The sequence below is a fragment of the Pseudomonas asplenii genome, from assembly GCF_900105475.1.
GTDB lineage: Bacteria > Pseudomonadota > Gammaproteobacteria > Pseudomonadales > Pseudomonadaceae > Aquipseudomonas > Aquipseudomonas asplenii.
Window position 1 is genome coordinate 2,883,936 of the sequence record NZ_LT629777.1, and the last position, 18,980, is coordinate 2,902,915.

At 62.6% G+C, this 18,980-nt stretch carries 22 protein-coding genes; 8 read left to right on the forward strand and 14 right to left on the reverse strand.

What is annotated here, in order from left to right; all coding sequences use genetic code 11:
- Positions 1-21 precede the first annotated feature (21 nt).
- The gene (locus BLU37_RS13170) at positions 22-228 is read left to right on the forward strand and encodes a hypothetical protein (RefSeq protein WP_010445011.1); all 207 of its coding nucleotides are present in this window, start codon (positions 22-24) and stop codon (positions 226-228) included.
- A gap of 121 nt (positions 229-349) precedes the next feature.
- Positions 350-1,186, forward strand: coding sequence for a transporter substrate-binding domain-containing protein (locus tag BLU37_RS13175; protein WP_090205499.1), 837 nt, complete (start codon positions 350-352; stop codon positions 1,184-1,186).
- A gap of 130 nt (positions 1,187-1,316) precedes the next feature.
- Here the strand turns inward: BLU37_RS13175 and BLU37_RS13180 are convergent, their stop codons facing one another.
- The 6 genes from BLU37_RS13180 to BLU37_RS13205 form a co-directional block, all read right to left on the reverse strand.
- Positions 1,317-2,081 (reverse strand): ABC transporter ATP-binding protein, encoded by a 765-nt coding sequence (locus BLU37_RS13180; RefSeq protein ID WP_029532620.1) that lies wholly within the window; start codon positions 2,079-2,081, stop codon positions 1,317-1,319.
- A 7-nt stretch (positions 2,082-2,088) separates the two neighbouring features.
- Positions 2,089-3,207 carry a succinylglutamate desuccinylase/aspartoacylase family protein gene (locus tag BLU37_RS13185; protein WP_090205502.1) on the reverse strand — a complete coding sequence of 373 codons (1,119 nt, stop codon included), beginning with the start codon at positions 3,205-3,207 and terminating at the stop codon, positions 2,089-2,091.
- 9 nt (positions 3,208-3,216) lie between these two features.
- Complete coding sequence (locus BLU37_RS13190) at positions 3,217-3,927, reverse strand: ABC transporter permease (protein ID WP_090205505.1); 711 nt, start codon at positions 3,925-3,927, stop codon at positions 3,217-3,219.
- Complete coding sequence (locus BLU37_RS13195) at positions 3,924-4,652, reverse strand: ABC transporter permease (protein WP_010450550.1); 729 nt, start codon at positions 4,650-4,652, stop codon at positions 3,924-3,926. The genes BLU37_RS13190 and BLU37_RS13195 overlap by 4 nt, the downstream gene beginning before the upstream one ends.
- Positions 4,653-4,710: 58 nt before the next feature.
- Positions 4,711-5,490 carry a transporter substrate-binding domain-containing protein gene (locus tag BLU37_RS13200; RefSeq protein WP_090205508.1) on the reverse strand — a complete coding sequence of 260 codons (780 nt, stop codon included), beginning with the start codon at positions 5,488-5,490 and terminating at the stop codon, positions 4,711-4,713.
- Between the two features lie 292 nt (positions 5,491-5,782).
- Entirely contained in the window at positions 5,783-8,236 is a 2,454-nt protein-coding gene (locus BLU37_RS13205) for a penicillin acylase family protein (RefSeq protein ID WP_090205510.1), read from the reverse strand.
- 140 nt (positions 8,237-8,376) lie between these two features.
- Here BLU37_RS13205 and BLU37_RS13210 point away from each other — a divergent pair, with 140 nt between their 5' ends.
- Positions 8,377-8,931 (forward strand): cysteine hydrolase family protein, encoded by a 555-nt coding sequence (locus BLU37_RS13210; RefSeq protein ID WP_090205512.1) that lies wholly within the window; start codon positions 8,377-8,379, stop codon positions 8,929-8,931.
- A 170-nt stretch (positions 8,932-9,101) separates the two neighbouring features.
- Here the strand turns inward: BLU37_RS13210 and BLU37_RS13215 are convergent, their stop codons facing one another.
- The 3 genes from BLU37_RS13215 to BLU37_RS13225 form a co-directional block, all read right to left on the reverse strand.
- The gene (locus tag BLU37_RS13215; RefSeq protein ID WP_090205515.1) at positions 9,102-9,884 is read right to left on the reverse strand and encodes an ABC transporter ATP-binding protein; all 783 of its coding nucleotides are present in this window, start codon (positions 9,882-9,884) and stop codon (positions 9,102-9,104) included.
- Entirely contained in the window at positions 9,881-10,951 is a 1,071-nt protein-coding gene (locus tag BLU37_RS13220) for a FecCD family ABC transporter permease (protein ID WP_090205517.1), read from the reverse strand. The genes BLU37_RS13215 and BLU37_RS13220 overlap by 4 nt, the downstream gene beginning before the upstream one ends.
- Positions 10,952-11,181: 230 nt before the next feature.
- Complete coding sequence (locus BLU37_RS13225; RefSeq protein ID WP_090205520.1) at positions 11,182-12,297, reverse strand: ABC transporter substrate-binding protein; 1,116 nt, start codon at positions 12,295-12,297, stop codon at positions 11,182-11,184.
- A 331-nt stretch (positions 12,298-12,628) separates the two neighbouring features.
- Here BLU37_RS13225 and BLU37_RS13230 point away from each other — a divergent pair, with 331 nt between their 5' ends.
- Together BLU37_RS13230 and BLU37_RS13235 are read left to right on the forward strand one after the other, a co-directional pair.
- Entirely contained in the window at positions 12,629-13,339 is a 711-nt protein-coding gene (locus BLU37_RS13230; RefSeq protein WP_010450539.1) for a response regulator, read from the forward strand.
- Positions 13,336-14,724 (forward strand): ATP-binding protein, encoded by a 1,389-nt coding sequence (locus BLU37_RS13235; protein WP_090205523.1) that lies wholly within the window; start codon positions 13,336-13,338, stop codon positions 14,722-14,724. Before BLU37_RS13230 ends, BLU37_RS13235 begins: the two co-directional genes overlap by 4 nt.
- Positions 14,725-14,870: 146 nt before the next feature.
- Here the strand turns inward: BLU37_RS13235 and BLU37_RS13240 are convergent, their stop codons facing one another.
- Entirely contained in the window at positions 14,871-15,071 is a 201-nt protein-coding gene (locus BLU37_RS13240; RefSeq protein ID WP_010450536.1) for an SEC-C metal-binding domain-containing protein, read from the reverse strand.
- Between the two features lie 7 nt (positions 15,072-15,078).
- Positions 15,079-15,558: an LEA type 2 family protein gene (locus BLU37_RS13245; protein ID WP_010450535.1), complete on the reverse strand. Its 480-nt coding sequence runs from the start codon at positions 15,556-15,558 to the stop codon at positions 15,079-15,081.
- A gap of 119 nt (positions 15,559-15,677) precedes the next feature.
- On the opposite strand from BLU37_RS13245, the gene BLU37_RS13250 reads away from it, so the two are divergent.
- The gene (locus BLU37_RS13250; RefSeq protein ID WP_090205526.1) at positions 15,678-16,181 is read left to right on the forward strand and encodes a hypothetical protein; all 504 of its coding nucleotides are present in this window, start codon (positions 15,678-15,680) and stop codon (positions 16,179-16,181) included.
- Positions 16,182-16,187: 6 nt separating this feature from the next.
- Here the strand turns inward: BLU37_RS13250 and BLU37_RS13255 are convergent, their stop codons facing one another.
- Together BLU37_RS13255 and BLU37_RS13260 are read right to left on the reverse strand one after the other, a co-directional pair.
- Positions 16,188-16,664 carry a YchJ family protein gene (locus tag BLU37_RS13255; RefSeq protein WP_090205528.1) on the reverse strand — a complete coding sequence of 159 codons (477 nt, stop codon included), beginning with the start codon at positions 16,662-16,664 and terminating at the stop codon, positions 16,188-16,190.
- A 5-nt stretch (positions 16,665-16,669) separates the two neighbouring features.
- Positions 16,670-17,167, reverse strand: coding sequence for a DUF6231 family protein (locus BLU37_RS13260; protein ID WP_090205531.1), 498 nt, complete (start codon positions 17,165-17,167; stop codon positions 16,670-16,672).
- Positions 17,168-17,364: 197 nt separating this feature from the next.
- On the opposite strand from BLU37_RS13260, the gene BLU37_RS13265 reads away from it, so the two are divergent.
- Both BLU37_RS13265 and BLU37_RS13270 read left to right on the forward strand, forming a co-directional pair.
- The gene (locus BLU37_RS13265) at positions 17,365-17,643 is read left to right on the forward strand and encodes a DUF1145 domain-containing protein (protein ID WP_010450531.1); all 279 of its coding nucleotides are present in this window, start codon (positions 17,365-17,367) and stop codon (positions 17,641-17,643) included.
- On the forward strand, positions 17,636-18,394 hold the full coding sequence (locus BLU37_RS13270) for a hypothetical protein (protein WP_090205534.1): 759 nt from the start codon (positions 17,636-17,638) through the stop codon (positions 18,392-18,394). The genes BLU37_RS13265 and BLU37_RS13270 overlap by 8 nt, the downstream gene beginning before the upstream one ends.
- A 28-nt stretch (positions 18,395-18,422) precedes the next feature.
- On the opposite strand, the gene BLU37_RS13275 is transcribed toward BLU37_RS13270, so the two are convergent.
- On the reverse strand, positions 18,423-18,887 hold the full coding sequence (locus tag BLU37_RS13275; protein ID WP_090205537.1) for a CopD family protein: 465 nt from the start codon (positions 18,885-18,887) through the stop codon (positions 18,423-18,425).
- Between the last annotated feature and the right edge of the window lie 93 nt (positions 18,888-18,980).

Sequence of the window (18,980 nt, forward strand, 5' to 3'; positions counted from 1 at the left end):
ACAACGCTCAGGAGTCATCCCATGAAGATCGATCCAAGTATCAGCGCTCAACTGGCGAAACTGGAACCCAATCAAGTGGGCTTGCTGGCCTGGTCGTTGCTCGCCCAGCCTCAGAGTCTGGTCGGTGGTATTCCCGGCCAACCCGAGCCCGACAGCCCCAACGAACAGCCCACCGAACCTGGTGAGCCGGTGCTGCCCGACGAGCCGCCTCCGGCTCCGGTCGCCTGATTTGCCCTTGCCCGGATGGCGTCCTGCCGTCCGGGGGTCGCTTGTCCCAGCCCTTGCAGGTAGTCTGCCGCAGTGCCATTTACGCGCACTCACGGACACCAGAGAATAAAAAGGGCTGCCTATGACGTTTTCCATTCCCCTGAGGTTTTCCCAACTCCTGCTCTCGGCGCTGCTGGTTGCTACCCCGCTGGTCGAGGCGGCCGAGCTGCCGCAGGGGGCTGCACCGATGCAAGTGGTCGGCCGGCTCGACCGGATCATCCAGCAAGGTGTGCTGCGAGTGGGTACCACCGGTGACTACAAGCCCTTCAGCTACAAGAGTGGCGAACAATTCATCGGCCTGGACATCGAGCTGGCACAGGAGCTGGCGCAATCGATGGGGGCTAAGCTGCAACTGGTGCCGACGACCTGGCCGACGCTGATGAACGATTTGCAGGCGGACCGCTTCGACCTGGCGATCAGTGGTATTTCGGTGAACATGGAGCGCCAGAGGCAGGCGTTTTTCTCGCAGCCCTACCAACGTGACGGCAAGACCCCGATCACCCTCTGCTCACGGCAGCAGGACTTCCAGACCCTGGAGCAGATCGACCAGCCGCAGGTAACGGCCATCGTCAATCCCGGCGGTACCAACGAGAAGTTCGCCCGGGCCAACCTGAAGCAGGCGCGGATCGTCGTGCATCAGGACAATGTCACCATCTTCCAGCAGATCGTCGACGGCAAGGCCGACCTGATGATGACTGACGCGGTGGAAACGCGCCTGCAGGAGAAGCTGCATCCGCAACTCTGTGCGGTGCACCCGGATCAGCCGTTCGATTTTTCCGAGAAGGCCGTGTTGCTGCCGCGTGACATCGTGCTCAAGCAGTATGTCGACCAGTGGCTGCATCAGGACATGGAAAGCGGGCGGTTTGCCAAGCGCATGCAGAAGTGGCTGGCCTATCCGTGGCAGGCTGCCCATAACTGATGCCGGGCTTGAAGGCCCTTTCGCGGGCAAGCCACGTTCCTGCGGTTTTGTGCCGAGCACAATGACGAGCAAGGCCACGAACCTGTAGGCGCGTGGCTTGCCCGCGAAGAGGCCAGTAGGCCCTGCCCAATTACTTGAGGTTGCCGCTGAGGAACTGCCGCAGCCGCTCGCTTTGCGGGTTGCCCAGCACGTCCTCCGGCGCACCCTGTTCTTCCACCAGCCCCTGATGCAGGAACAGCACTTGGCTCGACACCTTGCGGGCGAAGCTCATTTCGTGGGTCACCATGATCATCGTCCGGCCTTCCTCGGCCAGGCCCTGGATCACCTTGAGCACTTCACCCACCAGTTCCGGGTCGAGCGCCGAGGTCGGTTCGTCGAACAGCATCACTTCCGGCTCCATCGCCAGGGCCCGGGCAATCGCCACCCGCTGCTGCTGGCCACCGGAAAGAAACGCCGGGTACTGCTCGGCGACCCGCGCCGGCAGGCCGACTTTGTCCAGATAACGGCGGGCACGATCTTCGGCTTCCTTGCGATCGACTCCCAGCACCCGGCGCGGCGCCATGGTGATGTTTTCCAGCACGCTCATGTGGCTCCACAGGTTGAAGTGCTGGAACACCATGGCCAGGCGGGTACGGATGCGCTGCAACTCGGCTTCGTCGGCCACGCGCATGCCGTGCCTGTCGCTGACCATGCGGATCGCCTTGCCATCGAGGCTCATGGCGCCGTCGTTGGGCGTTTCCAGGAAATTGATGCAGCGCAGGAAGGTGCTCTTGCCCGAGCCACTGGCACCGATCAGGCTGATCACATCACCGGTCTTGGCCTTGAGCGAGACGCCCTTGAGCACCGCGTGGTCGCCATAGCTCTTGTGCAGGCCTTCAATGGTCAGTTTGTACATGGGTACCTCAAGGAGAAAGTAGATAGCCGCTGCGATAGGCTTCGCGGCCGGCGACGTGGGCGATGACCATGCCGGCGGTCGCCATGCGGCGCAGCGAGCGGGCATAGAGCAGGCCCGCGGCGCTGCTATGGACAGGGGTTACCCGGTCGCTGATCGGGTCGATGACTTCGGCGATCAGTTGCCCGGCCTCCAGGTATTCTCCTGGCATCGCGTGGAACACCAGCAGGCCGCCGAACGGCGTTGCGACCGGTTCGACCCCGGCCAGCGGTGTTGCCGGATAACGCAGGGCCGGGGGCAGTGCGATCTCGCCATCGATCACTCCGAACTGGGTCAGGTAGTCGAGAATCGCCTGGCAGTCCTGGCTTGCCAGCGGATGTGTGACATCGCCCTGGCCGCGCAGCTCGACGGTCACCGAGAAACTGCCCATGGGCATCGCGAAGCGCTCGCCGAAGCGTTGTCGCAGGTCCAGCCAGAGCAGGGTAAAACATTCGTCGAACGACTGGCCGCCGGAGTCGGTCGCCAGCAGGCTGGCCTCGGAACCGATGTAGCGGGCCAGCGGCTCGACCTGCGGCCAGGCCTCGGGCGTGGTGTACAGGTGGGTCACGGCCTCGAAGTCGCAATGCAGGTCGAGCACCATGTCGGCGTCGCAGGCGATTCGTTGCAGTGCCAGACGCTGGGATTGCAGCTGGGTCGCCGGAACTTCCGCCGCCAGTGCCGCCTTCAGTTCGCGCCGGACCAGCAACAGGTTGTGCCGCGAATCATCGTTGAGCTGGTGTTCGATGCGGTTGCCGATTTCTTCGCTGAGGTCGACGAACCAGCGGTTGAAGTTCTGCCCGCTTTCCAGTTCGTAACGGCCCAGGGGCACGTCCATCAGCACCTGTTCCAGACCGATCGGGTTGGCCACCGGCACCAGCACGACTTCGCCGCGCAGGCGGCCAGCCTGTTCCAGTTGGGCCAGGCGCTGCTTCAGGTGCCAGGCGACCAGCATGCCGGGCAACTCGTCGGCATGCAGTGACGACTGGATATAGACCTTGCGTTCGGCCTGCTCCGGACCGAAGTGAAAACTGTGGATCTGACGTGCGGTGCCCGGTACGGGTGCCAGCAGGTCGTGACTGACATGACGCATGGGCAAGTCCTAGTGAGCCGGGCCGAGGAAGGCCAGCCAGCGGCGTTCGGCCAACCGGAACAGACCGACCAGGGTGAAGGTGATCGCCAGGTAGATCAGCGCGGCGATACCGAACGACTGGAAGGTCATGTAGGTCGCCGAGTTGGCGTCCCGAGCAACCTTGAGGATGTCCGGAATGGTCGCGGTGAAGGCCACGGTGGTCGAGTGCAGCATCAGGATCACTTCGTTGCTGTAGTACGGCAGCGAGCGGCGCAGGGCCGACGGCATGATCACGTAGGCATAGAGTTTCCAGCCGTTGAGCCCGTAGGCCTTGGCCGCTTCGACCTCGCCATGGTTCATGCTGCGGATCGCCCCGGCGAAGATCTCCGTGGTATAGGCGCAGGTGTTCAGGGCAAAGGCGAGGATGGTGCAGTTCATCGCATCGCGAAAGAACGAGTTGAGCAACGGCTGCTCACGCACCGCTTCCAGGCTGTAGATCCCCGTGTAGCAGATCAGCAACTGGATATACAGCGGCGTGCCGCGGAACAGGTAGGTGTAGAACTCCACCGGCCAGCGGATACGGCGCTTGGGCGAGACCCGAGCGATCGACAGCGGCACCGAGACCAGGAACCCGAAGAAGATCGAGGCACTGAGCAGCCACAGGGTCATCGCCAGGCCGGTGATGTGCTGCCCATCGCTGTAGAGGAATGGGCGCCAGTATTGTTCGAGCAGTTCGATCATCGTACGGCCTCCCGGCTACCTGCGGCATAACGCCGTTCGAGCCAGCGCAGCACAGCGTTCGAGGCGCTGGTGATAAGTAGGTAGATCAAGGCGGCGAGCACCAGGAAATAGAACAGTTGATAGGTACTCTTGCCCGCGTCCTGGGCGGCCTTGACCAGATCGGCCAGGCCGATGATCGAGACCAGCGCGGTGGCCTTGAGGATCACCATCCAGTTGTTGCCGATACCCGGCAGGGCGAAGCGCATCATCTGCGGGAAGATCACGAAGCGAAAACGCTGGGCGCGGGTAAGCCCATAGGCGGTAGCGGCTTCGAGCTGCCCGCGTGGCACGGCGAGGATCGCGCCACGAAAGGTTTCGGTGAAATAGGCACCGTAGATAAAGCCCAGGGTGATGACCCCGGCAGCGAAAGGGTCGATCTCGATGTAGTCCCAGTCCATGGCGTCGGTCAGGCTGGAGAGCCATGTTTGCAGGCTGTAGAAAATCAGCAGCATCAGCACCAGGTCGGGGACGCCCCGGATCAGTGTGGTGTAGATCTGCGCGGGCAGGCGCAGCAGCCTTAGGCTGGAAAGCTTGGCACTGGCGCCGAGCAGGCCGAGCAGTACGCTCACCAGCAGCGACAGTATCGATAATTGGATGGTCATCCATGTACCTTCCAGCAGAATCGGGCCAAAGCCCTTCAGGCTGAAGGCGGATAGCCCCAGAGTTTGCAGGAGGTTGTCGAACATGAAAGTGTGCCTTTGGCTGTCAAGAAAGCGCCCCCTTTGTAAGGGGGCGCCCAGGGGATCACTTCCCGCTATACAGATTCAGGTCGCCAAAATGCTTTTTCTGGATTTCGGCGTACTTGCCGTCCTTGTGTAACGCTTCGATACCTTTGTCCAGCAGAGCCTTGAGGTCTTTGTTACCTTTTTTGATACCGACCGCGGTTTTAGCAGGCAGCAGCGGATCGTCGATCGCCTTGCTGACTTCGTAGCCGGTACCGGCTGGCGACTTGAGGAAGCCCAGTTCGGCCTGGAGCATGTCCTGCACCGAGGCGTCGAGACGACCGGAGGTCAGGTCGGCATAGACCTGGTCCTGGTTGGCGTAGGCCTTGGTGATCACACCTGCCTTGTCCAGCACTGCCTTGGCGTAGGCTTCCTGGATGGTGCCTTGTTCGTAGCCCACGCTCTTGCCCTTGAGGGACTCAGGAGTGGAGTAGTTCGCGCCTTTTTTGAACACCAGGGAAGTCGGGCCGGAGAACAGCTCGCTGGAGAAGTCGATCGCCTTCTGACGGGCTTCGGTCACGGTCATCGAGGAGATCACGCCGTCGAACTTGTTGGCATTGAGCCCTGGAATCATGCCGTCGAAGTCGCTTTCAACCCATTTGCATTTGACTTTCAGCTCGGCGCAGATGGCGTTGCCCAGGTCGATGTCGAAGCCGACCAGGCTGCCGTCGGCGGCCTTGGACTCGAAGGGCGCGTAGGACGGGTCCACGCCAAAGCGCAATTCCTTGTATTCCTTGGCCATGGCGGAGCCGGCGGCCATGCACAGAGCCAATGCGGAAAGAGTCAGCAATGCTTTTTTCATTATTTAATCTCTGAAGACCAAAATGAGCGCTTGTGGCGCACGAAGTACTGTTACTGGAACGCGTATGACCGGATAAAGGTAGCAATTTCCGAACCATAGTCCCGAACAGACGTTTTAAAAGGTAGGAATATGGCTACAAGCCAGCTGATCATGCCCGAAATCGTGCATCAAGAAACAGGTGCTCATTAATGGTGCGAAAATTTATCGGGATGAGAGGGTGGGTGGGGTTGGCGTGTGTGATCTGGACCAGTGACCATCACAACTCACAACCCCTGCTTCGCTCGCGCGGGAGCTATTTACCCGGTGTCAGGGTCAATCGGCTGGTGCCGTAGGCCTTGTCGAGGTTCTGCGGCTGCATCGGGAAGCTGACGTACTGGGCCTTCAGCCAGCCGTCGATACCATTGGCATAGTACGGGCTCGCCGGATTGCCGGACTGGCCCGGGCTCTGCTGGCCCATCAACGGTTCGGGCTGGCCGAAGTCGACGATCATCCGCACGGCTGGCGCCAGGATCGTTTCGAAGTTATTGCCGCCCCACAGGTAGGCCGTAGTGTTCAGGGTGGTGTGATCGCCACCGACCTGGATCGGGCCGCGCAGGCTCTGGCCGCTGGCGCTCTTCCATTCCAGTAGATGCAGTTTGCCCCACTGCCAGGCCTTGTGATCGCCGCCCAGTTGGCTGTCGCCTGCGCTGATCGCCGCGGCCAGGCTGCGGGCGAGGATCGATGGCTTGTCTTCTTTCTGCGGGGTGCGGCTGTCATCCCAGAACGGGCTGTCCTCGCGCCCCAGCAAATGATCGGCCTGGGCCGAATAAGACAACCGGCCGTTGGCGATGAACGCCTGCCATACCGGACCGTTTTCCGGGCCGAGCTTGTCGAGGAAGATCTGCTTCATGCTTTCCTGCAGGAACAGTTCATACAGCGCAGCGTCGGCCGAGGTCGGGCTGAGCTTGCCATCGAATGCCATCAGCCGGCTGAGTGCTTCCCGCGCCTTGGCACGTTCGGCCTCGGGCAGCGCGTCGATGGCCTGCTTGAGCGGCTGAGCCATGCCCGGCGCCTCGAACATCTTCTTCAGCTTGTCGGCGAATGTGGTGCTCTGGTCGTACTGCATGGCAATCATGCTGCGAGTGTCCTGCTTGCCGGCGCTGGCCAACTGCGCCAGGCGTTCGCCACGCTCCGGGTAGTACCAGGAGTTGGACAGTTGCATGCCGTAGCCCTTGGCTGCCGTACGCTGGTTGGCGGTGCCGAGCCAGCCCTGGGGCGGGGTCTGGTCGTAGGGGTGGAGCATCGCGTCGGCATAACCGTCCCAGTCGAAGCGGCTGTCCCAGCCCGGCGAGGGGAACAGGCCTTCGCCTTCACGACGATTGGGGTAGCGACCGGTGACCTGCCAGCCGATATTGCTGGCGTCGGCGAAAACCAGGTTCAGGGCGATAGCGCGGATTTCCCGGCTGGCGTCCGAGGCCTTCTCGGCGTTCTGGGCACGGGACAGGTCGAAGAACGCATCGAGGCTCTTGTCGTCCTTGAGCGAGGGCATCTGCAGGGCCAGGCCATAACCGCCAGCCAATGGCGTGTCACCCAGGGCACTGTTGAGCAGCGGACCATGGCGGGTCTCGAAGACGGTCTCGCGTATTGAACGCTGGCCCTTGATGAAATAGGTCTCGTTGCGCACGCTGGCCGGCAGCCATTTGCCGTCGGCCTCGTAGTACAGGGCGTTGCCCTGGCGCTTGAGCTTCTCCAGGAACAGATCCTGGCTGTCGCCGGGCACAGATGCCAGGCTCCAGGCGACCTTGCCGTTGAAACCGGAAAGAATAGCCGGCAGACCGGCGACCGAGAGCCCGGCGGCCTGGTACTTCGGTGCACGGATCTGCACGTAGTTCCAGGCGGCCGGGGCGCTGGTCGGTTGCTGCAGGTCAGCGGCCAGCAAGCTCTTGCCGTTACGACTGCGCTGCGGCCCGATGGCCCAGTTGGTCGAGGTGCCGGCACCTAAGCCGTTCAGGGCCGAGACCTGTGCGGAAGCCTTGTCGACTGCGGTCAGCCCGGCGATCTGGCTCAGCGCCACGCCCTTGAGCTTGTCCGCATCGGCTTGTGGCAGCGGTTCGTCGGGAGCGGTCGGCGTCAGCCAGGCGAGCTTGTCGACCCCGACTTTCTGGGCGATGACCAGCGACGAAATCTCTTCCGGCAGGTTGGCCGACAGTTGGAAGTTCAGCAGGCAGAAAACCAGCGCGGAATCTTCCGGTTTCCAGTATTCCGGCAGGTAGCCGGTACGAGCCAGGTCCGGCGGCAGCTTGTCGCGGTAGCGGAACAGGTAGGCGTTGACGCCCCGGGCGTAGACCTCGAAGAAACGCTTGAGGCGTGGCGAGGCGGCGTTGTACAGCTCGCCGGCGCTTTTCTTCAGGTTGACCGCGCGCATGAACCGGTCGGTGTCGAGGGCTTCGGCACCGTTCATTTCAGCCAGGCGGCCTTGGGCCAGCAGGCGCAGAGTGACCATCTGGGTAATGCGGTCGCTGGCGTGGACATAACCCAGGGTGAACAGCGCGTCATGGAAGCTGTTGCTCTCGATCAGCGGCATGCCCAGGCTATTGCGGCGCACCGACACGTTCTGGGCCAGCCCCTTGATCGGTTGTACACCGGAGGTCGGCGGCAGGCTGTCCTGGGTGTTCCAGGCCTGGCAGCCGGCCAGGCCGAGCAGACCCGCCACGGCGGCGGCGACGCCACATTTTTTGAAAAAGTGAGGGTAGGCTGGCGAGGCCATGGCAAGGCTCCTGCGGGGGTAGCGTCAATAAAGGCGCTACGTTAGTGAGCGGGACCAAGCCGCGCAAGACAGGGGCTGCGGTTATTTTGCGGTTTTGTGCGATCCTGGCGATTCTTGTCGCAAAGGGAGCGAAAAAAATCATGGCAACCGGGGTTCATGCGGTACTGATCGTGATTGACCAACAGCAGGGCATTCTTCAACCCCGGCTCGGGCCACGCAACAATCCCGCAGCCGAGGAGCGTATCGCCGAACTGCTCCAGCATTGGCGTGACCAGGGCTGGCCAGTGGTCCACGTGCAGCACCTGTCCCGTTCGTCGGAATCGGTGTTCTGGCCCGGCCAGTCGGGGGTCGAATTTCAGGAGCGGTTCCGCCCGTTGCCGGGAGAGTGGCTGATTCAGAAAGAGGTGCCGGATGCCTTTTGCGCGACCGGCTTGCAAGACCGTTTGCAGGCGGCGGGAGTCAGCCGGTTGGTGATTGTGGGCGTATCGACCAACAATTCGGTGGAGGCGACGGCGCGGAGCGCCGGCAACCTCGGTTTTGTCACGTGGGTGGTGGAGGATGCCTGCTACACCTTCGACAAGGCGGACTACTTCGGCCAACTGCGTACCGCCCAGGAGGTACACGCCATGTCCCTGGGTAATCTGCATGGCGAATACGCGACGGTGTTGTCTGCCGCCGAGGTGTTGGGGCAATAGAGGTTCCTGGGGACAACACATGGCGTTTGAGAGAGCCAGCTTGCTGGCGATTGCGATCTTTCAGCCGACATCTTTGCTGACTGATACACCGCTATCGCCAGCAAGCCGGCTCCCACGAGAACAGCGCAGGTTTCAGGAGGCCTTATGCCTGGGAAACGCTGGGCACAGGATCAGCCCACCGCCTCATCCACCAGTATCTGCAGGGTCTGCCGCGAGCAGCGCTCGATCCGTGCCGACACGCCATAGACCTCGGCGAACAACTGCGTATCGAGGATCGCCTGCGGCGCGCCGCTGGCGAACAATTGCCCCTGGCGCAGCACTGCGAGATTGTCGGCATAACGCGCGGCGAGGTTGATGTCGTGTAGCACCACCACGGCGATCAACTGGTGTTCACGGACCAGCGACTGCACACAGGCCATCACCTTCAACTGGTAATTGAGGTCCAGCGCGCTGGTGGGTTCGTCCAGCAGCATCACCCGCGGCCGGCGGGCGATCAGTTGCGCCAGGCTGACCAGTTGGCGCTGACCACCGGACAGGCTGCTCAGCCACTGGTCCGCCAGATGAGTGATACCGATGCGTTGCAAGGCGTTGAACGCTTCATCCAGGCATTCCTGATTCGACAACCGGCCAACGCGCAAGGCCGCGACCACGCTTTCCATCACGCTCAGGCTCAGGCCCGGCGGCAGATTCTGTGGCATGTAGGTCACCCTTCGGGCCCGTTCCGCCACCGACAGGCGAGCCAGGTCTTCACCGTGCAGGCGTACCGTGCCGCTCATCTTTTCCAGGCCGGCGATACCGCGCAGCAAGGTCGATTTGCCAGCGCCGTTGGGGCCGATCAGGGCGGTCAGGGTGCCCGGTTGCAGGACCGGCAGGGTCAGGTCGCGGACCACATGGCGCCGGCCATAGCCGATCACCGCATGTTCGACCATCAGGCCCTGTGCTCGCTCGCTCATAGTTGCCTCCCACGCTTGAACACCAGCAGGACGAAAATCGGTACACCGACCAGTGCCGTGACGATCCCCACCGGCACTACTACGCCGGGCATGATCAGCTTGCTGGCGATCGACGACAATCCCAGCAGCAGGGCGCCGACCAGGGCGCTGGCGGGCAGCAGGAAACGCTGGTCTTCACCGACGAGGATGCGGGCGATATGCGGGCCGACCAGGCCGATGAAACCGATGGTGCCGACAAACGCCACCGCTGTCGCAGACAGCAGGCTGATGCGCAGCAACGAGGCGAAGCGCAGGCGCTTCACATCGACACCGAAGCTCATGGCGCGATCCTCGCCCATGCGCAGCAACGTCAGGCGCGGTGCGGCGGCGAAGGAGAACGGCATGACCAGGGCGATCACCAGCGCAAGAATGCCCAGCTTGTCCCAGTTGGCCCGGGTCACGCTGCCCAGTGTCCAGAACACCAGTTGTTGCAGCACGTCCTCGGTGGCGACCAGTTGCAGCAGCGCCACCACGGCGTTGCAACTGAAGACCAGGGCGATACCGAACAGCACCAGGCTTTCTACCCCTGCGCCGCGCAGCCGCGACATGGCTTGCAGCAGGAACACCGAGGCGGCGGCGAAGATGAAAGCCGAAAGGGATATCGCCGTGTTGTTCGACAGCCAGGCGCTGGTCACCGGAAACACGATCACCAGCGAGGCGCCCAGCGCAGCCGCCGACGACACGCCAAGGGTGAAGGGGCTGGCCAGCGGGTTGTTGAGGATCGCCTGCATTTCCGCGCCGGCCAACGACAGTGCGCAGCCGACCAGCACGGCCATCAGGGTGTAGGGCAGGCGCACGTTCCAGATAATCACTTGGTCGGTCAGGCTCAGGTGGTCGGGGTGCAACAGGCCGTCGAGCAGCGCTGGCAGGCCCATGCCGGAAGGCCCGCTGGCGAGATCGACGAGCATCGCGCACAACAGGGCAGCACCGAGCAGCACCAGCAACCACAGGCGGCGCAACAGCAGGCGGCGATAACCCTGGCTGGCGGCGGCCAGATCCAGGGGCACAGCGTTTGAAGATGGGGTCATCACGGTCACGTGGGCGCTGCGCGGATGTTTGGCTATTCGCTGACTGTGTGGCGAGGGGGCTTGCCCGCTGGGGAACGCAGTTCCCCTGAAACCCGAAAACCCGGTCTATCCGATAGACCGAGTTCTCTGGTTTTACGGCTGCCTGGCAGCCGAGCACGGGCAAGCCCGCTCCGCACATGGGATCAGTATCACAGCCGTTCCGGCAGCCCTTTCCTCAGGGTTGAAGGAGGTTACTTGGCTTGCGCATCGATCCAGTACGCGCCCTTGAGCGGCGTATCGAGGAACTGCTGGTTCATGGCATCCATGGTCGCCTGTGGGTTCAACTGGGCGAACAGCTCTGGATGAATCCACTTGGCCAGGGCTTCGATCGCCAGCAGGTTGTAGGGCGAGTTGTAGAAGTCATGCCACAGGCCATGGGCGTTGCTGCTGCGGATCGCCCGCAGGTTCTTGAACTCGGGACGCGCGAGCACATTATCGAATGCCTCGCGGGCTTCGTTCTGGCTGACCCCGGCACCGAGGATCAGGCCTGGCTTGTGGTTGCCGGTGGCGACGTATACGTCCGGGTCGGCCTTGAGCGCGTATTCGACGCTGATATCCCCCAGCGCCCCGGGCACTACGCCTTCGGCAATGTTCACCCCGCCGACGGTGCGGATCACTTCACCCATGCCGCTCTTGCCGGTGGTGTGTCCCGGAGCCTGCCAGGCGCCGGCCAGCAGTTCGAGGAAGACCTTGGGTCGCTGGTTGTCCGGCAGGTTGCCGACCTTGTCGGTAATGGCTTTCACGTGTTGATCGTAGAACTCCAGGTAGGCCTTGGCCTGCGCCTGGCGACCGAGGGCCTGGCCGAGCGCGTCGAGGCTGACGTGGGTGCCCTTGATCGGGTTGATCCGGAAGTCGACGAACAGCACCGCGATACCGGCTTTGGCGAGTACATCGGCGACCGGGCTGTGTTCGGTCGGTCCGTGGCCGGAGATGCTGAACACCGCCAGGTCCGGCTTGAGGCTGAGGATTTCCTCGGCGCTGACGCTCTGCTCCGAGGCCTGGCCGATCAACGGGATGTCCTTGACCTTGGGGAACTTGGCCGTGTACGCCGCATAGGTGTGCGGGTCGAGCAGGCGCAGGTCGTTCTGCCAGCCGACGATCCGCTGGAACGGGGCTTCGCGGTCGAGCAGGGCGAAGGCGGAAATCAGTCGGCCTTCACCGAGCACCACGCGCTGGACCTGGTCCGGCACATCGACCTTGCGGCCTAGCACGTCGGTGACTTCATGGGCCGAGGCCGCCGCAACGGGGCCAAGCAACAGAACGGTGAACAGCGCGCTCAGGCGCAGTAACGCACGGGGTTGGATCATCACGATTTCTCCAGGGACAGGCGGCGCATCAGACGTCACTCCAGCGCACCGAGGGCCATGAGGCCGAATAAGTGGCCAGGGTGCAGGTCAGGGCCAGTCTTTACAGACGTGAAGGGGAGGGCTGGGGCGACGATGGCATGCGGGGCAATTTGTAATAAATTAAAATCAATCTTATTTAGATTCGGTAGTCTAAAGAGCCCGCTCCGGCGCACAGGTCGCGCTTTGTATTGGAAACGCATGAAAACGCGTATCAACACATTCCATTACATTTAACTTTTACAGGCCGAACGCTTTCGGCTATCTCGTCATTTTGCGGATAACGACCTTTCCCATGACCAAGCCAGATCACCTGCTGATCGTCGATGACGATCCGGAAATTCGTCAGTTGCTGTCCGAGTACCTGAGCAATGCCGGCTACCAGACCTCCACGGCCTGTGATGGCAAGGAAATGCGCCGGCGCCTGGAACTGAATGTCATCGACCTGATCGTCCTCGACCTGATGTTGCCAGGGGAGGATGGGCTGAGCCTGTGCCGAGAGCTGCGGGTGACTTCCAACACCCCGGTGATCATGCTCACCGCCCGCGGCACCCTGGTGGACCGCATCCTCGGTCTCGAATTGGGCGCCGACGATTACCTGCCCAAACCGTTCGACCCCCGGGAGTTGCTGGTACGCATCAAGGTGGTGTTGCGTCGGGCTCAGAGTTTTCCCGAGCGCGCGCGGATCGACGATGTGCCGACCATTCGCTTTGCCGGCTGGCAACTGGATACCCGTGCCCGTCAACTGTTGTCCCCGCAGGGGCTGGTGATCAGCCTGGGAAATACCGATTTTCGGGTGTTGCGTCTGTTGCTGCAGCACCCAAATCGGCCGTTGAGCCGGGATTTTCTGCTCAATCACGTGTTTGAAAAGGACAGTACGCCGTTCGACCGCTCGATTGATGTGTGTATCAGCCGCCTGCGCCAGCAGTTGGACCCTAGCCTGATCAAGACGGTACGCAACGAAGGCTACATGTTGACCGCCACCGATGTGGACCCCCAGTCGTGAGGCTGTGGCCGCGTTCGCTGTTCGGCCGACTGGTACTCATCCTGGTCAGCGGCATGCTCGCGGCGCAGATTCTGACCAGCAGCATCTGGTACGACGTGCGCCACAGTCAGGTACTGGAGATTCCCACTCGGCTGATCGCCACCCGGCTGGCCAATATCGTGCGCCTCTCCCATCTTGACCCGCATCGGGTGGACAGCCTGATCGAACTGATCGATTCGCCGAACTTTCACCTGACCCTGAGTGACCAGGCCAGCACTGTGCCCAGTAAGCTGAGCGAACAGGACCTGGGGACCGAGCGATTGCTGCACAAGGTGCTGTCGGAAAAGACCGGCTATTCGCAGTCCCTCCGTTTGCTGCAACTGTCGCTGGTGGATCAGCAGGGCCAGGTGGCCGGGCTGCCGACCCTGTTTGGTACCAGCCCGGCCATCGGTCAATTCCTTATCGAGCTGCGTTTGCCGGACGGTCGCTGGCTGCAGGTGGAGGCCCGCGAGGAGCAGGGCTGGACCAGCACCTCGCCGCTGGACCTGCTGTTCGACTACGTGATGCGCATCTACCTGTTGCGGATCATCGTGGTTGTGATCATCGCGCTGCTCGCAGTGCGCCTGGCGATTCGTCCACTGAACGCCCTGGCCAAGGCAGCCGAGGCACTGGGTCGGGACATCCGGCGCCCGCCATTGCCACTGGATGGGCCCACCGAGGTTCGTCGGGCGGCCCAGGCCTTCAATGTGATGCAGCAGCAATTGATCGCCAGCATTGGCGAACGGACGAGATTCTTCGCCGCCATTTCCCATGATCTGCGCTCGCCGATCACCCGGCTGCGCCTGCGCACCGAGCTGCTGGAAGACAACCAGATCAAGGAGCGCTTTCGCACGGACCTGGAGGACATGGAACACATGGTTTCCAGCACCCTGGATTTCGTCAGCAGCGGAGAGGTGAACGAAGAACGCCAGAGCATCGATATCAATGCGCTGCTGCGCAGCTTGCAGGCGGACCTGGAGGATATCGGCGAACCCATCAGCGTCGAGGGCCGGGCGCAACGGCCCTTGTCGGGTTATGCCCGCAGCCTCAAGCGTTGCGTACAGAATCTGCTGGAAAACGCAGTGCGTTATGGCCGTGAAGTGGTTGTACGGGTCGAAGACCAGCCGCAGCAACTGCGGATCGTCATCAGCGATCGTGGGCCGGGGATTCCCGAGGCCCTGCTGGAGCAGGTGGTGGAGCCGTTCTATCGGGTCGAGGGCTCACGCAATGCGAAAACCGGCGGCTATGGTCTGGGGTTGAGCATCGCCCATACCATCGCTGCCGCTCACGGCGGCCGGATGACCTTGCGTAATCGTGAGGGCGGTGGGCTGGAGGTGACGCTGGCTTTCGAGCGGCGCGAGGACTAGTGCCACGTGGCCGCACTGGCTGTTTCTACAGGAGCTGCAGGGTCATTTGTGGGAGCCGGCTTGCTGGAGATCCGCCGAAGGCGGCCATTCGCTTGATTCCCAACGACTGCTATCGCCAGCAAGCCGGCTCCCAAAACAGGAGGACGTCAGGCGCCGTGGCACTTCTTGAATTTCTTGCCGTTGCCGCAGGGGCACGGATCGTTGCGGCCCACGTCTTTCAATGCATTGCGTACCGGTTCCTGGTGCGCGTGGCCGCAGTTCGGGCCGTGAACGTGGCCGTGATCGTGATGGGCGTGATCATGGTCGTGATTGCAATCAGGGCCATGGACGTGAGGTTGCTGAGTCATGCTGGAACTACTCCGAAATAAGATTGCGGGGAATTATCTCGCCTTTGTGCTCCAGGTGCACGTCATAGCCGATGAATAATCCGGTTTCCAGGGTGCCCTCCAGGCGATAGGGAATCGGTCGGCCAGGTTTTTCCAGGCGTTTGGCCAGCGGCTTCACGTGTTGCCAGAGGTTGGTCCGTACCGGCACCACAAAAAACATCCGGCTGTTGGGCTCCACGGTCAGCCACTGATCGGATTCACCTTCGGCCAGCAGCCACTGGTCGAGGTAGATCCGATAGTGCAGCGCGCGCACGGTCAGGGTGTTGTCGTTGGGGTTGTCGAGGCGAAAGTGCAACTTGAACTTCTGTTGCAGGAGGCCGGCCTTGACCAATTCCACCCGTACCAGGCTCACCACCGGGTCTTGTGGCCCGGCATCGAGCCAGGAGGCGCAGCCGGACAACGCCAGGATGACCAGCAGGGTGAGCGTACCGAGTATTCGTGAGCGCATGGTGAGCCTCCTCTCGACGGCCAGTCTAACGCGGCCCCCGTGGGTTGTGGCGAGAAAACCACCTGGGCGATACTGAGATCGCCAAGCAATGGATCGAGTCGGCACACAGGAGCGTGGTCATGCGCCTTTACGAGATTGTTTTCAGCGGTGAGCTGGTGCCGAGTGCCCCGGTCGAACAGGTCCGCAGCAACCTGGCCCGGTTGTTCCAGGCCGATGCCCAGAGGATCGAACTGCTGTTCTCCGGACGCCGGCTGGTGTTGAAACACAACCTCGATGCGGCTGCCGCCGAGAAGTACCGCGGGACCATCGAGCGAGCGGGGGCGGTGGTCGAGGTGGTGGCAATGCCGATGGAGGAGATCGAGATGAGCGCTGTTCCCGAACCCGTCGGACGGGCTCAGGTGGTGCCGCGTGATGCCTATATGGCGGCTTTCAGTGAGGTCGATGCGCCGGACTATGGTATCGCTGATGCCGATAGCGATGTGCAGGACCCCAGGTCGGCGCCACTCGCGCCGGTTCTCGACCTGTCGGCGTTCAGTGTTGCGCCGGTGGGCAGCGATATGGGGCAGATTCCAGAGCCCGCCGCGCCCGCAGTCCCCGATACCTCTCATCTGAAGCTTTGCTGAGCGGCCTCAGCCGGCCAGGTAGCTCGAACAGCACTTCTTGTATTTCTGCCCGCTGCCACAGGGGCAGGCGTCGTTGCGCCCGGCCTTGAGCGCCACGGTCGGGTCGATGAAGTACCAGCGCCCGGCGTTCTGCACGAAGGCGGAGCGCTCGCGATGGCTATGCTCGCCGCCGTGGTCGTGCCAACGGGCGGTAAAGGTGACGAAGGCATGTTCGGGTTGGCCGCCCAGCACTTGTGAGCCTTCCACCTCCAGACCCAACCAGGTGCTTTGCGCACTCCAGTCGGTAATGGACTGGCGGTTCAGGCCGCTCTGCTGGGCCGGCAGGGTCGTCGTTACCAGGTAGTCGACCAGGCCCAGCACATAAGCGCTGTAGCGCGAGCGCATCAGCGCTTCGGCGCAGGGGGCGGGATGGCCTGCGTGGTAAGGGCCGCAGCAGTTGTCCAACTGATTGCCGCTGCCGCAGGGGCAAATGGGTACGCTCACGGGAATTACCACCAGTATTTGCCGAAGTTTTCCGGGTTGGCCCAGAACTTGGCGTTGAGCCAGTCCGGGACCTGTTTGTATTCGCGCAGGTCGTAGGTGAACAGTGTCAGCACCTGCTGATCACGTTGGAAACGCTCACTGCTCTGCAGAGCCAGGGCGAAGAAGTCGCTGTCCTGCCAGTCGGCGGCCGCCATGTCTACCAATACGGCGATGCGGCTGGCATTGAGGTTGCGGATGCCGCCGAGCAGTTCCCGACCAGCGCGTTTGGGCAGGTGTTCGAGGCAATCGACCACCAGCGCCAGGTCGAAGCGCCGGGCCGCCAGTTCAGCCGGCAGTGGCCCCGGTTCGGCGAAGGCGACCTGGGTTTGCGGGTGCGCGGCCTGGAAAGCCTCAAGCGCCGGAAAGCTGCTCGCGCCCACCAGCAGCAGGCTCTGCGGGGCGTAACGGTCCAGGAGTGCCGCCAACGCTTGCTGGGGCGTGCGGGAAGAAATGCTTTCGGTCATCGAAAATCCTCAATCAGAACTGCAAAGACTAGCCTGCCCGACGGGTCTGGCCTAGTGGCGCGTGTGGCTCTGGATCAACGAATTTCGTCGAACCGGCAGGCAAACCGACCGTTGGAGAATAATTTCTCCCGGCCACTGGCAAATTGCCCGTGCAAGCCGTTACTGTGCGCCCAAAGAAAAAAACACGAGGGGCGGGTATGAAGGTGCTTTGGGGGTTGGGGAAGGTCCTGACGCTGCTGTTCTGGCTGGTGGTGTTGGTTAACCTGGTGACCCCACTGATCAGTCCGTTCCATCTGCTGGTGAATCTGGCCGGGAGCCTGCTGTTGTTGACGCATCTGCTGGAAGTGCTGCTGTTCAACGGCAGCGTGCGCGAGCGTGCCCATCCCTGGCAGGATCGGGCGCGGATCCTGGTATTTGGCATATTCCATGTGCAGATGCTGCCGCTGCCGTCGCGTGAGGAGGTCAGCCATGCGTAGTCTGTGTCTGTTGGCGGCACTGTGCAGTCCCCTGGCGGTTGCCCAGGTGGTCACCGTTGAGCCGCATTCGGTATTGCGCCTGCCCGGCAACACCAGTTCGTTGCAACTGGAGCGCCTGGACGTGGCGGACAATGGCACTCTGTTGGTCCCGGCAGGCATCACCCGGCTCGACGTGGGGCAACTGCACCTCGGGCATGAAGCGCGTATCGCTATCGTGCCCAGTGAACAGGCTTTCGAACTCAAGGTCGAGCGCGCCGAGCTGGACAGCGGCAGCCAGATTACCGCCCGTGGCGCGCCCGGTAGCTACCAGAAGGCGCCCTTGCCGGGACGTAACCTGAACGTGCGGATCAACGCGCTGAGCGGGCCGTTGTTGTCGGTGGACGCTCGTGGCGGGACCGGTGTGCCGGGTTATGTCGGGCTGGACGGCGCCAACGGTGAGGAGCCGGGCTGCACCTGGGGCCAGGCCGGGCGTGGTGCCGATGGCGACAATGGGGGTAATGGTCGGCAGGGTGCGCCAGGGGCGCAGGTCCGGCTGGAACTGCCTCGGGACTATCCGTCCGAGCAGATCAAGGTTCAGGTCGATGGTGGCGCCGGTGGGGCAGCGGGCGCAGCGGGACGGCCGGGAGCCGGAGGCAGGTCCAAGGGCTGCTTTATCTACGATACTGCTGGCGGCAAATCCGGCCGACCTGGATTGGTCGGACAGCCCGGACCTCAGGGCGAGGCGGGCAGCGTGACCATCCAGCGCCTGTAATCTGCGTGGCGGTGCGGCCCCTGGCTGTTCAGAACATCGGCCGCGCCGCCACGATTGCCACCAACGCCAGCCCGATCAACAGATTGACCCCCACCAGGCGGCGAATCCTTCCCAGCACGGCAGCGCCTTCGGCCCATTCTTGTGCTTCGACTGCCGCGCGCAACTCTGGCAGTTGCAACGACTGGATACGAAGAAACAGTGCCAACATCACGACGTACAGCCCCATCATGATCTGCACATAGCGGGGCGCCGTCTCGAACCCGCTGAAACGCAGTTGTAGCAGGCCGACACCGCTGATCGGCAGGATCACCACCGCGATCCAGACCCAGACGAAGAATCGCTGAAACACCTGGAGCCACAACTTCAGACGGGCCGGCCCTTCAAGCGCGGCCATGGCGGCCGGACGCAGGATCATCCAGGCGAAGAACATGCCGCCGACCCAGATCAGGGCGGCGAGCAGATGCAGGGTGTAGACGAGGGCAAAAACGGTCATTCGGGTACTCCGTTCGGCGCGGGATGAATTAGCGGGGTATGATAGCGGCCATTCGAACCACTGAAAATTTATCCAGCGTTTTTCGCGCCTGAA